Source organism: Pseudomonas hygromyciniae (genome assembly GCF_016925675.1).
GTDB classification, from domain to species: domain Bacteria; phylum Pseudomonadota; class Gammaproteobacteria; order Pseudomonadales; family Pseudomonadaceae; genus Aquipseudomonas; species Aquipseudomonas hygromyciniae.
Genome location: NZ_CP070506.1, coordinates 5,679,066 through 5,692,905, shown reverse-complemented (window position 1 = coordinate 5,692,905; position 13,840 = coordinate 5,679,066). Strand labels below are relative to the sequence as shown.

Sequence of the window (13,840 nt, the reverse complement as noted above, 5' to 3'; positions counted from 1 at the left end):
AGCATAACCCCTGGCCCGCGCCTCTGGTATTCTCGTTGCCATGAAAAAAACTCTCCCTTTAAGCCTGATCGCAGCCCTCGGTGAAAACCGCGTGATCGGCGTCGACAACAGCATGCCCTGGCATTTGCCGGGGGATTTCAAATATTTCAAGGCCACCACCCTGGGCAAGCCAATCATCATGGGGCGCAAGACCTGGGACTCCCTGGGTCGACCGTTGCCGGGTCGCTTGAACATAGTGGTCAGCCGTCAGACCGATCTTAAGCTTGAAGGTGCGCAAGTTTTTCCTTCACTGGACGCCGCCATTGCACGGGCCGAAGCCTGGGCGCTGGAGCAGGGCGTGGATGAGCTGATGCTGATCGGCGGCGCGCAACTGTATGCGCAGGGGCTGGAGCAGGCGGATCGCCTGTATTTGACGCGGGTTGCGTTGAGCCCGCAGGGGGATGCGTGGTTTCCGGAGTTTGACTTGAACCGGTGGAAGCTGGTGTCGAATGTGCAGAATCCGGCAGAAGGCGACAAGCCGGCGTACAACTTCGAGGTCTGGGAAAAGGCCTAAATCTCTGTGGCGAGCGGGCTTGCCCCGCGTTGGGCTGCGAAGCAGCCCCAAAACCAGCCGCTACAGAGTATCTGATACACCGCACTCGGCTTACTGGGGCTGCTACGCAGCCCAGCGCGGGGCAAGCCCGCTCGCCACAGGGGGGGGCTTCAGGCCTGCGCCAACTCAGGATGCTCATCGGCATTGAGCAATTCTTTATCGGTCTGCTGCATGATCTGGCTGGTAATCGCCCCCGCCGTCATCGAACCATTCACGTTCAACGCCGTACGGCCCATATCGATCAGCGGCTCCACGGAAATCAGCAACGCCACCAACGCCACCGGCAAGCCCATGGCCGGCAGCACGATCAGCGCGGCAAACGTCGCACCGCCGCCCACGCCCGCCACACCAGCCGAACTCAGGGTCACGACTGCCACCAGGGTTGCGATCCACAGCGGGTCCAACGGGTTGATGCCCACGGTCGGCGCCACCATCACCGCCAACATCGCCGGATACAGGCCGGCGCAACCGTTCTGGCCAATCGTCGCGCCGAACGAGGCGGCGAAGCTGGCGATGGACTGCGGGATGCCCAGGCGGCGGGTCTGCGCTTCGATGCTCAGCGGGATGCTCGCCGCACTGGAGCGGCTGGTGAAGGCAAAGGTCAACACCGGCCATACCTTGCGCAAGAAACGCAGCGGGTTGATCCCGGCCAGGGACAGCAGCACGCCGTGGACTACAAACATCAGCCCCAGCGCCAGGTAGGACACCAACACGAAACTGCCGAGCTTGATGATGTCTTGCAGGTTGGAGCTGGCGACCACTTTGGTCATCAGCGCCATCACGCCGTAAGGGGTCAGCTTCATCACCAGGCGCACCAGACGCATCACCCAGGCTTGCAGGGTGTCGATGGCGTTGATCACTTTCTGGCCTTTTTCCACGTCGTCCTTGAGCAGTTGCAGCGCGGCAACGCCCAGGAATGCGGCGAAGATCACCACACTGATAATCGACGTCGGCTTGGCTCGGGCCAGGTCGGCGAACGGGTTCTGTGGGATGAACGACAGCAGCAACTGCGGGATATTCAGGTCGGCGACCTTGCCCGCGTAGTCACTCTGGATCACCTGCAGGCGCGCCAGTTCCTGGGTACCGGCCACCAGGCCTTCGGCGGTGAGGCCGAACAGGTTGGTCAGGCCAATACCGATCAGCGCCGCAATGGCGGTGGTGAACAGCAGCGTACCGATGGTCAGGAAGCTGATCTTGCCCAGGGAGGCTGCGTTATGCAGGCGGGCTACGGCGCTGAGGATCGAGGCGAACACCAGCGGGATCACGATCATCTGCAACAGTTGCACATAACCATTGCCCACCAGGTCGAACCAACTGATCGAGGCCTTGAGCACCGGGTGGCCGGCACCATAAATGGTGTGCAGGACCACACCAAAGATCACCCCGAGCACCAGGGCGAGCAGGACTTTTTTAGCCAGGCTCCATTGGGTGCGGCGGGTTTGGGCCAGGCCCAGCAAAAGGGCGAGAAACACCAGTAAGTTGAGAATCAGTGGCAGATTCATTGAAGCTCCGAGTAGAAGGCTGCCAATCGCGTGAGCCAGCGATTGCGAACCGGCAAGCCTAACAGCTTGATATCTAATGAATTAATAACAAGATGGAATGGCGACCGTCGTTTTTGGAATAAGGCTTTGACGCTCCTGTGTACGTGGGTGACGGAATCAGGACGCCGTCGGTCGTGCGTGTGGCGGGGGTTGTCATACAGATTTGCTAGCGTGGGTGCCTTTCACTCAGGGAGAAAACGCACATGAAGCTCGCGCCGAGACTGTTTGCCGCCGCGCTATGCCTGGGGCTTGCCAGCCAGGTCATGGCCGCCACCGAGTTGAAACACTGGCCGGCCCCCGCCGCCAAGCAACTCAATGAAATGATCATCGCCAACGCCAACAAGGGTAACTACGCGGTATTCGACATGGACAACACCAGCTACCGCTTCGACCTCGAAGAGTCGCTGCTGCCGTACATGGAAAACAAGGGCCTGATCACCCGTGACAGTCTCGACCCGTCGCTCAAGCTTATGCCGTTCAAAGACACCGCCGACCATAAGGAAAGTCTGTTCAGTTACTACTATCGCCTGTGCGAAGTGGACGACATGGTCTGCTACCCGTGGGTCGCCCAGGTGTTCTCTGGCTTCACCCTCAAAGAACTCAAGGGCTACGTCGATGAGCTGATGGCCTCCGGCAAGCCGGTGCCGGTCACCTACTTCGAAGGCGATGTGGTGAAGAACATGGAGGTGCAGCCACCGAAAATCTTCACCGGCCAGACCGAGTTGTACAACAAGCTGATGGAAAACGGCATCGACGTGTATGTGATGACGGCGGCTTCTGAAGAGCTGGTGCGCATGGTCGCCTCGGATCCCAAGTACGGCTACAACGTCAAACCGCAGAACGTCATTGGCGTCACCACCCTGCTCAAGGACCGCCAGACCGGCGAGTTGACCACCGCGCGTAAGCAGATCAGCGCCGGCAAATATGACGAAAAAGCCAACCTGGGCCTGGAGCTGACCCCCTACCTGTGGACCCCGGCAACCTGGATGGCAGGCAAGCACGCGGCGATCCTCACCTACATCGACGAATGGAAAAAACCGGTACTGGTCGGCGGCGACACCCCCACCAGCGACGGCTACATGCTGTTCCACGATGTGGACGTGGCCAAGGGCGGCATCCATTTGTGGATCAACCGCAAGGACAAGTACATGACCCAACTCAACGGCATGATCGCCAAGCACGCTGCGGCCCAGGCCAAAGAAGGCTTGCCGGTGACGGCGGACAAGAACTGGGTGATCGTCAAACCCGACGAAATCCAGTAACAGGTTAAACGCGATCAACCAATGTGGGAGCGGGCTTGCTCGCGATGGCGGAGTGTCAGTCAAATATTTATCAATTGACCCACCGCTATCGCGAGCAAGCCCGCTCCCACATTTTGATCTTCAGTGTTCTGGTGTTTTTAGCAGGCAAAAAAATGCCCCGCACTTGGCGGGGCATTTTTATGGGCGGGGCTTACAGGCCGTCGAGCATGGCCTTGTTACGCACCGCACCCTTGTCGGCACTGGTGGCCAGCAGGGCGTAGGCTTTCAGCGCGGTGGTGACTTTGCGCGGACGCTTCTCCACCGGTTTCCAGCCTTTCTTGTCCTGCTCAACCCGGCGTGCGGCCAGTTCTTCATCGCTGATCAACAGGTTGATCGAGCGGTTCGGAATGTCGATCAGCACCTTGTCGCCATCCTGTACCAGGCCAATCGCGCCGCCGGCGGCAGCTTCTGGCGAAGCGTGGCCGATGGACAGGCCGGACGTACCGCCAGAGAAGCGACCATCGGTCAGCAGTGCGCAGGCTTTGCCCAGGCCCTTGGACTTGAGGTACGACGTCGGGTAGAGCATTTCCTGCATACCCGGGCCGCCTTTGGGGCCTTCGTAGCGGATGATCACGATGTCGCCTTCTTTGACTTCGTCGGCAAGGATGCCGCGCACCGAACTGTCCTGGCTTTCGTAGATCTTGGCGCGACCTTCGAACACATGGATAGACTCGTCCACGCCGGCGGTTTTCACCACGCAGCCGTCGAGGGCGATGTTGCCGTACAGCACGGCCAGGCCGCCTTCTTGCGAGTAGGCGTGCTCGACGCTACGGATGCAGCCGTTTTCACGGTCGTCGTCCAGGGTGTCCCAACGGGTCGACTGGCTGAATGCCGTCTGGGTGGGGATCCCGGCAGGGCCAGCCTTGAAGAAGGTGTGCACGGCTTCGTCGTCAGTCTGGGTGATGTCCCACTTGGCGATGCCTTCGGCCAGGGACTTGCTGTGCACGGTCGGCAGGTCGGTGTGCAGCAGGCCGCCACGGGCCAGGGAACCCAAGATCGAGAAGATCCCGCCGGCACGGTGCACGTCTTCCATGTGGTACTTCTGGATGTTCGGCGCGACTTTGCACAGTTGCGGCACGTTGCGGGACAGGCGGTCGATATCGCGCAGGTCGAAATCGATCTCGGCTTCCTGGGCGGCGGCCAGCAAATGCAGGATGGTGTTGGTGGAACCGCCCATGGCGATATCCAGGGTCATGGCGTTTTCGAACGCCTTGAAGTTGGCGATATTGCGCGGCAATACCGACTCATCGTTCTCGGTGTAGTAACGCTTGCACAGCTCGACGATGGTGCGGCCGGCCTGCAGGAACAACTGCTCGCGGTCGCTGTGGGTCGCCAGTGTGGAACCATTGCCCGGCAAGGCCAGGCCCAGGGCTTCCACCAGGCAGTTCATCGAGTTGGCGGTGAACATGCCGGAGCACGAACCGCAGGTTGGGCAAGCGCTGCGCTCGTATTCCGCGACCTTCTCGTCAGAAGCGCTGGAATCTGCGGCGATGACCATGGCGTCCACCAGGTCCAGGCCGTGGGAGGCGAGCTTGGTCTTGCCGGCTTCCATCGGGCCGCCGGAGACGAAGATCACCGGGATGTTCAGGCGCAGGGAGGCCATCAGCATGCCGGGGGTGATCTTGTCGCAGTTGGAGATGCACACGATGGCGTCCGCGCAGTGGGCGTTGACCATGTACTCCACGGAGTCGGCGATGATCTCGCGGCTCGGCAGGGAATACAGCATGCCGTCATGGCCCATGGCGATGCCGTCGTCCACGGCAATGGTGTTGAACTCTTTGGCCACGCCGCCAGCGCGTTCGATCTCACGGGCGACCAGTTGGCCCAGGTCCTTGAGGTGGACATGGCCCGGTACGAACTGGGTGAACGAGTTGGCAATCGCGATGATCGGCTTCTTGAAGTCGTCATCTTTCATCCCCGTGGCACGCCACAGAGCGCGCGCGCCGGCCATGTTACGGCCGTGGGTGGATGTTTTCGAGCGGTAATCTGGCATGGAGCACTCCGGGCGGCTAATCAGGAATCAAAGGGGAGTGAGCTTCTATTGACGTCTGGAACACCCGAAAAATGGGCCTGGTGTCCGGAAGTTGCCGCAAACGTGACGGGATCGCCGTGCGCATTGGCCTTGAGCTCATAAACCCGCCGGGGGATGACTGGCGATGAATAGGGCCGATTCTACACCGACTTCCTGTAGGAGCGAGCTTGCTCGCGAAAAACGTCAACGATAACGCAGCACCATCGAGAGGCCTGCGGTGCCTGTTGGTTTTTCGCGAGCAAGCTCGCTCCTACAGGGGAAAGCGTTAGCGCCCGACCCGTAAATTCGTCAACCAGCCCCAGAGGCTGAACACGATGAAGCTGACCGCAATGGTCAGCAGCAGATGCGTTCCGGTTTGTGCCAAGGCTGCACTACTGATGGCGGCCGTGAGGAACATGATGCTGTTCCCCGCTGATGCAGCGGTGCCCGCGCTGCTTGAGAACAACAGCATCGCTGCGGAAATCGCGGCGGGCCGCACCAGGGTGACCGCCAGTGCACTGATCAGCATCGGGATGAGCAGGGTCACGGTGGTGATGGCGTCAACGCTGACGATCAGCGTTAGCAGCACGCCGGCGACGAGCAGTAACCCGAGGCCGATATTGATCTGCCGGGATAGCGATATGCGTTTTTGCAGGTACGAAGCCGCCACGCCGCCGAGCAGGTAGGCCACGCCGTACACCATCAGCACCAGCGCGTACTGGTATTCGGACAGTTTCAACGCATCCATGAAAATCAGCGGTGTCACGCTGATCAAGGCGAAGTAGCAGGCAAACACCAGGGCGGCGATCCACCAGTAGCGCAGGAAGTCGCGATTGGCGGCGACAGCTTTGAGCGTGCCCAGGATCGAGACGGGCGCGCGGTGCGGGCTGGTAGCCTTGGGCGGCAGGATGCAAAACGCATGGATCAACATGCCCAATGCCATGAGCGCAAACCCATAAAAGCTCCCTTGCCAGTCGAAGGTGGTTTGCAGCCAGGAGCCGATCAGCGGTGACAGCGCGACAAACGAGCCGCTCAGGGTCATGTAATACAGGCGTACGCGGGCGCGGTCTTGTTCGTCGAACAAGTCTTCCACCAGCGCGTGGCCCAGCACGAAAAATCCACAGCCCATGGCCTGCACACTGCGAAACAGCAGGAAGCTCAGGTAATCCGGCGCCAGTGCGCAACCGATGGCACCGAGGATCGACAGGCTGATACAGCCAATCAGCACTTCCTTGCGCCCCCATTTGTCCGACAGCGGGCCAGCGATCAGTTGGGAGATGGAAAAAACAAGGGTGAATAGGCCGATGGACAGCGCGATATCTGCGCTGGGCGTGTCGAAGCGGTTTGCCAGTGCGGGGAAAGAGGGCAGCAGGATATTGATCGGGAAGAAGCTGATCAGGGAAATGCAGGTGATGAGGATAAAGCGGGAGAAGGTGGACCCAGACATTGTTTTTGTTTTCCGGAGTAAAACCAGAAACCGATACTAGTCTGCGAAAAGTGGAATTCAATCAAAACCGTTGGCGGAAGTTTCCTGGGCTCGTGTGGGTTGCGACGGTAGGAAAAATCTTTCTGATACAGCACAAAAAAATGTGGGAGCTGGCTTGCCTGCGATAGCGGTGTAACAGATTAAAAATCTGTAACTGATACACCGCTATCGCGGGCAAGCCCGCTCCCACCTTTGATCTGTGTTACTTAGCTATTGGGCAACAACCGGCACGTAATGCTCTTGATGTAGCGGGTCTCGACAATCGCCGGGTGCACCGGGTGGTCCGGGCCCTGGCCGCCGCGTTCGAGCATCTGGATATTGCGGTCCAGGTGGCGGGCGCTGGTCAGCAGGATGTTTTGCAGGTCGTCTTCCGGCAGGTGCATGGAGCAGGAGGCGCTGACCAGGATGCCGTCCTTGCTGAGCAGGCGCATGGCTTGCTCGTTGAGGCGGCGGTAGGCGCCTTCGCCGTTTTTCATGTCTTTTTTGCGTTTGATGAAGGCCGGTGGGTCGGCGACGATCACGTCGAAGCGCTCTTCGCTGGCTTTCAGTTCTTTCAACGCTTCAAACACGTCGCCTTCGATGCAGGTCATTTTCTCCGCGACGCCGTTGAGCGCGGCGTTGCGCTCGACGCCGTCGAGGGCGAAGGCCGAGGCGTCGACGCAGAACACTTCACTGGCGCCGAACGTTGCAGCTTGCACGCCCCAGCCGCCGATGTAGCTGTACAGGTCGAGGACGCGTTTGCCTTTGGCGTACGGCGCCAGGCGTGCGCGGTTCATGCGGTGGTCGTAGAACCAGCCGGTCTTCTGGCCCTGGATCACCGGGGCTTCGAATTTCACGCCGTTTTCTTCCAGCGCAACCCACTCCGGTACCAGGCCGAACACGGTTTCGACGTAGCGGTTGAGGCCTTCGGCGTCGCGTGCGGCAGAATCGTTCTTGAACAGGATGCCGCTGGGCTTGAGCACTTGGGTCAGCGCGGCGATCACGTCTTCTTTATGGGCTTCCATGGTCGCCGAGGCGATCTGCACCACCAGGATGTCGCCGAAACGGTCGACCACCAGGCCCGGCAGCAGGTCGGAATCGCCGTAGACCAGGCGGTAGAACGGCTTGTCGAACAGGCGGTCGCGCAGGGACAGGGCGACGTTGAGGCGGTGCACCAGCAGCGACTTGTCCAAAGGCAACTTGATGTCGCGCGACAGCAGGCGCGCGCAGATCAGGTTGTTCGGGCTCATGGCCACGATGCCCAGGGTCTTGCCGCCGGCGGCTTCGAGGATGGCCTGGTCGCCTGCCTGGAAGCCGTGGAGTGGGGTGGCGGCCACATCGATTTCGTTGCTGTAGACCCACAGGTGGCCGTTGCGCAAACGACGATCGGCGTTGGCTTTGAGACGCAGGCTTGGCAGGGACATGACGTCGCTCCGGAAAAAAGAGCGGGAGTATAGCGTGTTGTGTCGTTGTTGGCCGCGCCGCCGGACATGTGGGAGCTGGCTTGCCTGCGATCCAGGCGACTCGGTCTGTCTGTCGCACCGCAGCGATGCCATCGCAGGCAAGCCAGCTCCCACATTTTGCTTCGGTCTCCAATCCGGCTTTTGAGGTGTCGGTCAGGTTCCCATCGGGGTTAGAATCGCCGCCTAGCCCAGAGTATGTACCTATGTCCCAAGAGCTTTCCGCCGAACAGATCCAACAGGCCCTGCAAGGCATCAGCGTGCCGCCTCAACCGCAAATCATGGTGGATTTGCAGATGGAGCAGTACATGCCCGACCCGGACCTGGAGGTGATTGCGCGGTTGATCTCCCAGGACCCCGGCCTGTCCGGCTCGCTGCTGAAAATCGTCAACTCGCCGTATTACGGCCTGAGCAACAAAATTGCCTCGATCCAGCGCGCGGTCAACCTGCTGGGCAGCCGCTCCATCGTCAACCTGATCAACGCCCAGTCGATCAAGGGCGAGATGAGCGATGACACTATCGTCACCCTCAACCGATTCTGGGACACCGCCCAGGATGTGGCGATGACCTGCCTGACCCTGGCCAAGCGCACCGGCTCCCAGGCGGTGGACGAAGCGTACGCCCTGGGGCTGTTCCACGATTGTGGCGTGCCGCTGATGCTCAAGCGGTTCCCGGACTACATGAGCGTGCTGGAAGATTCCTACGCCAAGGCCGGGCCTGATTGCCGGGTGGTCGACACCGAGAACCGCGCGTTCCATACCAACCACGCGGTGGTGGGTTATTACACCGCCAAGTCCTGGCGCCTGCCTGAGCATGTGACCAACGCCATCGCCAACCACCATAACGCCCTGGCGATTTTCAGCGATGAGTCGGCGCGCAACAGCCCGCTGAAAAACCTGCTGGCGATCCTGAAAATGGCCGAGCATATCTGCGCGTCCTATCGGGTACTGGGCAACCAGACGGTTGACCATGAGTGGGAGAGCATCGGCCATCTGGTCCTGGATTACGTGGGCCTGTCGGACTACGACTTCGAGAGCTTGAAGTTGTCGATCCGCGAGCTGGGCGCGCACTAACCTTTTTATCGCGAGACGAATATGCCTGAGCTGCCAGAAGTCGAAACCACCCGGCGCGGGATTGCGCCGCACCTGGAAGGCCAGCGGGTCAGCCGCGTGGTGGTGCGTGAGCGGCGCCTGCGCTGGCCGATCCCCGAAGACCTGGATGTGCGCCTGTCCGGGCAGCGCATCGTGCTGGTGGAGCGGCGGGCCAAGTACCTGCTGATCAACGCCGAAGTCGGCACCTTGATCAGTCACTTGGGTATGTCGGGCAATCTGCGCCTGGTGGAAGTCGGTCTGCCGGCGGCCAAGCATGAGCATGTGGATATCGAGCTGGAATCGGGCCTGGCCCTGCGCTACACCGACCCCCGGCGCTTTGGCGCGATGCTCTGGAGCCAGGACCCGCATAACCATGAGTTGCTGCTGCGCCTGGGGCCGGAGCCGTTGACCGACCTGTTTGACGGCGAGCGTCTGTTCCAGCTGTCCCGTGGGCGCTCCATGGCGGTCAAGCCGTTCATCATGGACAACGCGGTGGTGGTGGGCGTGGGCAATATCTACGCGACCGAGGCGCTGTTTGCCGCCGGGATTGATCCGCGCCGGGAAGCCAAGGGCATTTCCCGTGGGCGTTACCTGAAGCTGGCGATCGAGATCAAACGCATCCTCGCGGCCGCTATCGAGCGTGGCGGTACGACCTTGCGTGATTTTATTGGCGGCGACGGGCAGCCGGGGTATTTCCAGCAGGAGCTGTTTGTCTACGGGCGTGGGGGCGAGGCGTGCAAGGTCTGCGGGAGCGAATTGCGCAACGTGATGCTGGGGCAGCGGGCGAGTGTGTTTTGCCCTAAGTGCCAGAGCTGAAGACCGCGGGCGCTGCGGCTGGCCTTATCGCGGGCAAGCCCGCTCCCACATTTTGACTTGTGGACACCTTCAAATGTGCGCGCTGGCTTGCCTGCGATGAGGCCCGCCCAGCCACCACAAGGTCTCAGGCCTTGCCGGTAATCAACCGGTACTTCTCCATCAACTGCTCTTCAGTCTCAGGGTGTGCCTCATCCAGCGGAATGCAATCGACCGGGCACACTTGCTGGCATTGGGGTTCGTCATAGTGGCCGACACACTGGGTGCACAGGTTGGGGTCGATCACGTAGATCTCTTCACCCTGGGAAATGGCAGCGTTCGGGCACTCGGGCTCGCAGACGTCGCAGTTGATGCAATCGTCGGTGATGATCAGGGACATGGAAACTCCTGCCAGGGCACTCTGCCAAGGCATCTGGAAAACTAATGCGCGCAATTGTGCCGCATTGGCGCCCGCAGTGCGAGCGGACATGACCTGCGGCTGAAGTGGACTGCTTGTGGCGAGGGGGCACCCCCGCTGGGCTGCGAAGCAGCCCCAACAAGGTCCACCGAGTTACGCCAGGTTGACTGCAGGCGCTGGTTTTGGGGCTGCTTCGCAGCCCAGCGGGGGACAAGCCCCCTCGCCACATTACTTCTTGAAGCGCAGAGTCAGCGCATCCGCCACCGCAGGGTGTACGAACTTGGTGATATCACCGCCCAACGCCGCAATCTCTCGGACCAACGTCGAGGAAATGAACGAATAACGCTCCGACGGCGTGAGAAACAGGCTCTCTACGTCCGGCGCCAGTTGGCGGTTCATGTTGGCCAGTTGGAATTCATACTCGAAGTCCGACACCGCACGCAGGCCACGCAGGAACACATTGGCATTCTGCTCCTTGGCAAAGTGGGCCAGCAGCGTCGAAAAGCCCACCACTTCAACGTTGGGCAGGTGCTTGGTGACCTCGCGGGCCAGCTCCACACGCTGTTCCAGAGGAAACAGTGGGTTTTTCTTGGGGCTGGCAGCGACCGCGATGATCACATGGTCGAACAAGCGCGAGGCGCGTTCGACCAGATCGCCATGGCCTTTGGTAATCGGGTCGAAGGTACCTGGGTACAACACTCGGTTCATCGCGTCGTCCTGGCGGAGTCCGTTGGGGAACCGGATGGTATCGCAGCCATCCCGGTCGGCCAAGTCAACTTATTCAGAAGAAAGCACTATAGACACCGCGAATACCCCTATGAACCCCCTGTAGGAGCGAGCTTGCTCGCGAAGAACCCATAGGCACCGCGGGCTGTCTGATAGCGCTGCGTTATCGTTGACGATCTTCGCGAGCAAGCTCGCTCCTACAGGGGGGCATAATCGGTTTTTCATGCTGTTTTCAGACGCTCGGCCAGTGCTGTCGCCAGTTGTGCGGTCAGGCCATACACCGACAATTGTGGGTTGGCGCCGATGCTGGTGGGGAACAATGAGCCATCGTGGATCGACAGGTTACGCAACTGGTGATGCCGCCCAAGGCTGTCGGCCACGGCATTTTTCGGTTCTTCACCCATGGCGCAACCACCCATCACATGGGCGCTCCCCAGGCAGGTGCGATGCAGTTCCAGGTTCAGGCCGTCGATCAGGCTGCGTGCCTCGGCCAGTGTGCTGACGTAGCGCGCGTCATGGTGCAGCGGCTTGACCGACTTGGCGCCGGCGGCAAACTGGATCTCGGCCATGCTGTGGAAGGCCCGGCGCAGGCCGTCCCAGGCGTAGGGCGAGACCTCATAGTCGAGCACCGGCGTGCCATCACCGCGCAGACCGACGCTGCCGCCCTGGCTGTCGGGGTGGAAGCCATCCCGCAGCAACGCCAGCATCGCGTGAGTCTTGGGCAGCTGGCTCATGTCCAGGGCGTTCTGCGTGCCGTAACCGCCGAACAAGGTGCTGGCCAGGGCCGGATGTAAGGGCGGTGCTTCGAGCTTGTACGACATTTTGCCGGTGGTGCCGTCCTGCCACTGGAAGTGATCAGAGTAAATCGACTGCGGCGCGCCATAGAACGGGTTGATCACTTCGTCGAACAACCCCGCAGAAAAATTCACCAGATGCAGGAAGGTGCGCTTGCCCAGGCGCGAGTGTGGGTCGGGTGCGTCCGAGCGCATCAGCAGTGCCGGGCTGTTGATGCCGCCGCCGGCCAGTACGTAATGCTTGGCTTTGACCGTGATCTTACGGCCGGTGGGCGCTACGCAGCGCGCATCCATGGCCACGCATTCGAGGCTGGTGATGGTGTCGCCGCTGAACTTCAGGCGTTCGGCGCGGGCCAGGTACAGCAGCTCGCCGCCTTGCTCCAGGGTCGAAGGAATGGTGGTCACCAGCATCGATTGCTTGGCGTTGACCGGGCAGCCCATGCCGCAATAGCCCAGGTTGAAACAGCCGCGCACGTTGCGTGGGATCACGTGCCAGCTGTAACCGAGCTTTTCGCAGCCTTTGCGGATCACGTCATTGTTGGCGTTGGGCGGCAGGGCCCAGGGGGCGATGCCCAGGCGTTGCTCCATCTTTTCAAACCACGGCGCCATCTCGGCGCTGCTATGGCCTTTGACCGCGTATTCACTGGCCCAGTGGGACAGGGTCGGGTCCGGTGTACGAAAACTCGAAGTCCAGTTGATCAGCGTGGTGCCGCCCACGGCGCGGCCCTGCAGGATGGTGATGGCGCCGTCCTTGCTCATGCGGCCGATGCCTTCCTGATACAGGCTGGCGTAGGCCTCGTCTTCCAGCAGCTTGAAATCGCTGCTGGTCTTGAGCGGGCCTTCTTCGATCAGCAGCACCTTGTAGCCAGCGGCGCTGAGAATCTCTGCGGTAGTGCCGCCCCCTGCGCCGCTGCCGATGATTGCGACATCGGCTTCCAGCGTCAGGTCCTGGTCGAGGGCAGCGCCGTTATGGGTCTTCCAGCCGCGGGCCATGCCATCGCGGAACACATCAGGTACGGGCATCAGCTTGTTCTCTTATTGTTTTGGCTACGGAGTGGCTATCAATGTGGGTTACCCAGGCTAGATCCTCGGTGGCCCGGGGTACCCGCAATGGGCCCAGGACTCGGGTCGGAAGTACCAGGCCATGATCACCAGCTTGAGCAGCGAGCCCTGGCCCATGCGCAGCAGGTTGAGGAAACTGTTCTCCCAGCGATGCAGGAAGTTGCGGATCTGCTCGCTGCTGGCGTTTTCCCAACTGCCCCAGATGCCAGTCAGTGGACCCCGGGTGACGGCCATGCCGAGCACGTCGAACAACTGCTGGGTCAGCTTGAACATCTCCGGCGACAGGTGCTGCAGGCTGTAATCGAGTTTTTTCAGGGTGTCTTCGATACCCGCCGCCACGACCTCGGCGCTGGCCGCGCCCTCTAGCAACACTGGGATCACCGCGCGCAAAAACGGCAGGTCGCTGTTGCGCAGCATGGCAAAGCCGCTGGCGGGGGTGCTGCTGGAGCAGCCGCTGAGGCTGGCACCAAGGCCTGCAGTCGCCAGGAAGGCGCTGGCGCACAGGCCGATTTTCAAGACGCCGCGCCGCGACAGCGCAGGTGATTCAGTCAGGCTAGGGTTCATTTTTATTGTTGTCCCAGTGATAA

Annotated in this window: 12 protein-coding genes; 4 read left to right on the top strand and 8 right to left on the bottom strand. The window is 61.0% G+C overall.

Features of this window, described 5'->3' with window-relative positions; translation table 11 throughout:
• Positions 1–40 precede the first annotated feature (40 nt).
• Positions 41–553, top strand: a complete 513-nt coding sequence (locus JTY93_RS25755; RefSeq protein WP_205475980.1) for a dihydrofolate reductase — start codon at positions 41–43, stop codon at positions 551–553.
• A gap of 149 nt (positions 554–702) precedes the next feature.
• Here JTY93_RS25755 and JTY93_RS25750 read toward each other — a convergent pair whose 3' ends face one another.
• Positions 703–2,094, bottom strand: a complete 1,392-nt coding sequence (locus tag JTY93_RS25750; protein ID WP_205475981.1) for an L-cystine transporter — start codon at positions 2,092–2,094, stop codon at positions 703–705.
• A 242-nt stretch (positions 2,095–2,336) separates the two neighbouring features.
• Here JTY93_RS25750 and JTY93_RS25745 point away from each other — a divergent pair, with 242 nt between their 5' ends.
• On the top strand, positions 2,337–3,395 hold the full coding sequence (locus JTY93_RS25745; RefSeq protein WP_375373133.1) for an HAD family hydrolase: 1,059 nt from the start codon (positions 2,337–2,339) through the stop codon (positions 3,393–3,395).
• Positions 3,396–3,585: 190 nt separating this feature from the next.
• Here the strand turns inward: JTY93_RS25745 and ilvD are convergent, their stop codons facing one another.
• The 3 genes from ilvD to JTY93_RS25730 form a co-directional block, all read right to left on the bottom strand.
• Complete coding sequence (gene ilvD, locus JTY93_RS25740) at positions 3,586–5,427, bottom strand: dihydroxy-acid dehydratase (RefSeq protein WP_029300604.1); 1,842 nt, start codon at positions 5,425–5,427, stop codon at positions 3,586–3,588.
• A 304-nt stretch (positions 5,428–5,731) separates the two neighbouring features.
• Positions 5,732–6,892 (bottom strand): MFS transporter, encoded by a 1,161-nt coding sequence (locus JTY93_RS25735; RefSeq protein WP_205475982.1) that lies wholly within the window; start codon positions 6,890–6,892, stop codon positions 5,732–5,734.
• 245 nt (positions 6,893–7,137) lie between these two features.
• Positions 7,138–8,334, bottom strand: a complete 1,197-nt coding sequence (locus JTY93_RS25730) for a class I SAM-dependent rRNA methyltransferase (RefSeq protein WP_032858839.1) — start codon at positions 8,332–8,334, stop codon at positions 7,138–7,140.
• 296 nt (positions 8,335–8,630) lie between these two features.
• Here JTY93_RS25730 and JTY93_RS25725 point away from each other — a divergent pair, with 296 nt between their 5' ends.
• Both JTY93_RS25725 and mutM read left to right on the top strand, forming a co-directional pair.
• Positions 8,631–9,443 (top strand): HDOD domain-containing protein, encoded by an 813-nt coding sequence (locus JTY93_RS25725; protein ID WP_169991609.1) that lies wholly within the window; start codon positions 8,631–8,633, stop codon positions 9,441–9,443.
• A 21-nt stretch (positions 9,444–9,464) separates the two neighbouring features.
• A complete protein-coding gene (gene mutM / locus JTY93_RS25720) occupies positions 9,465–10,277 on the top strand; it encodes a bifunctional DNA-formamidopyrimidine glycosylase/DNA-(apurinic or apyrimidinic site) lyase (RefSeq protein WP_057440389.1) in 813 nt (270 codons plus the stop codon).
• A gap of 124 nt (positions 10,278–10,401) precedes the next feature.
• On the opposite strand, the gene JTY93_RS25715 is transcribed toward mutM, so the two are convergent.
• The 4 genes from JTY93_RS25715 to JTY93_RS25700 form a co-directional block, all read right to left on the bottom strand.
• Positions 10,402–10,653, bottom strand: a complete 252-nt coding sequence (locus JTY93_RS25715; protein ID WP_003213796.1) for a YfhL family 4Fe-4S dicluster ferredoxin — start codon at positions 10,651–10,653, stop codon at positions 10,402–10,404.
• 246 nt (positions 10,654–10,899) lie between these two features.
• Positions 10,900–11,379: a pantetheine-phosphate adenylyltransferase gene (gene coaD / locus JTY93_RS25710; protein WP_003176711.1), complete on the bottom strand. Its 480-nt coding sequence runs from the start codon at positions 11,377–11,379 to the stop codon at positions 10,900–10,902.
• Positions 11,380–11,618: 239 nt separating this feature from the next.
• Positions 11,619–13,214, bottom strand: coding sequence for a GMC family oxidoreductase (locus JTY93_RS25705; RefSeq protein ID WP_154907070.1), 1,596 nt, complete (start codon positions 13,212–13,214; stop codon positions 11,619–11,621).
• Positions 13,215–13,271: 57 nt separating this feature from the next.
• On the bottom strand, positions 13,272–13,817 hold the full coding sequence (locus tag JTY93_RS25700) for a hypothetical protein (protein ID WP_057960896.1): 546 nt from the start codon (positions 13,815–13,817) through the stop codon (positions 13,272–13,274).
• Between the last annotated feature and the right edge of the window lie 23 nt (positions 13,818–13,840).

Excerpts from the sequence above, each read along its gene's own strand:
- JTY93_RS25750 (WP_205475981.1), bottom strand. The coding sequence starts at position 2,094 with ATGAATCTGCCACTGATTCTCAACTTACTGGTGTTTCTCGCCCTTTTG.
- JTY93_RS25735 (WP_205475982.1), bottom strand. The coding sequence starts at position 6,892 with ATGTCTGGGTCCACCTTCTCCCGCTTTATCCTCATCACCTGCATTTCC.
- JTY93_RS25700 (WP_057960896.1), bottom strand. The coding sequence starts at position 13,817 with ATGAACCCTAGCCTGACTGAATCACCTGCGCTGTCGCGGCGCGGCGTC.
- JTY93_RS25755 (WP_205475980.1), top strand. The coding sequence starts at position 41 with ATGAAAAAAACTCTCCCTTTAAGCCTGATCGCAGCCCTCGGTGAAAAC.
- JTY93_RS25705 (WP_154907070.1), bottom strand. The coding sequence starts at position 13,214 with ATGCCCGTACCTGATGTGTTCCGCGATGGCATGGCCCGCGGCTGGAAG.
- ilvD (WP_029300604.1), bottom strand. The coding sequence starts at position 5,427 with ATGCCAGATTACCGCTCGAAAACATCCACCCACGGCCGTAACATGGCC.
- mutM (WP_057440389.1), top strand. The coding sequence starts at position 9,465 with ATGCCTGAGCTGCCAGAAGTCGAAACCACCCGGCGCGGGATTGCGCCG.
- coaD (WP_003176711.1), bottom strand. The coding sequence starts at position 11,379 with ATGAACCGAGTGTTGTACCCAGGTACCTTCGACCCGATTACCAAAGGC.
- JTY93_RS25715 (WP_003213796.1), bottom strand. The coding sequence starts at position 10,653 with ATGTCCCTGATCATCACCGACGATTGCATCAACTGCGACGTCTGCGAG.
- JTY93_RS25745 (WP_375373133.1), top strand. The coding sequence starts at position 2,337 with ATGAAGCTCGCGCCGAGACTGTTTGCCGCCGCGCTATGCCTGGGGCTT.
- JTY93_RS25730 (WP_032858839.1), bottom strand. The coding sequence starts at position 8,334 with ATGTCCCTGCCAAGCCTGCGTCTCAAAGCCAACGCCGATCGTCGTTTG.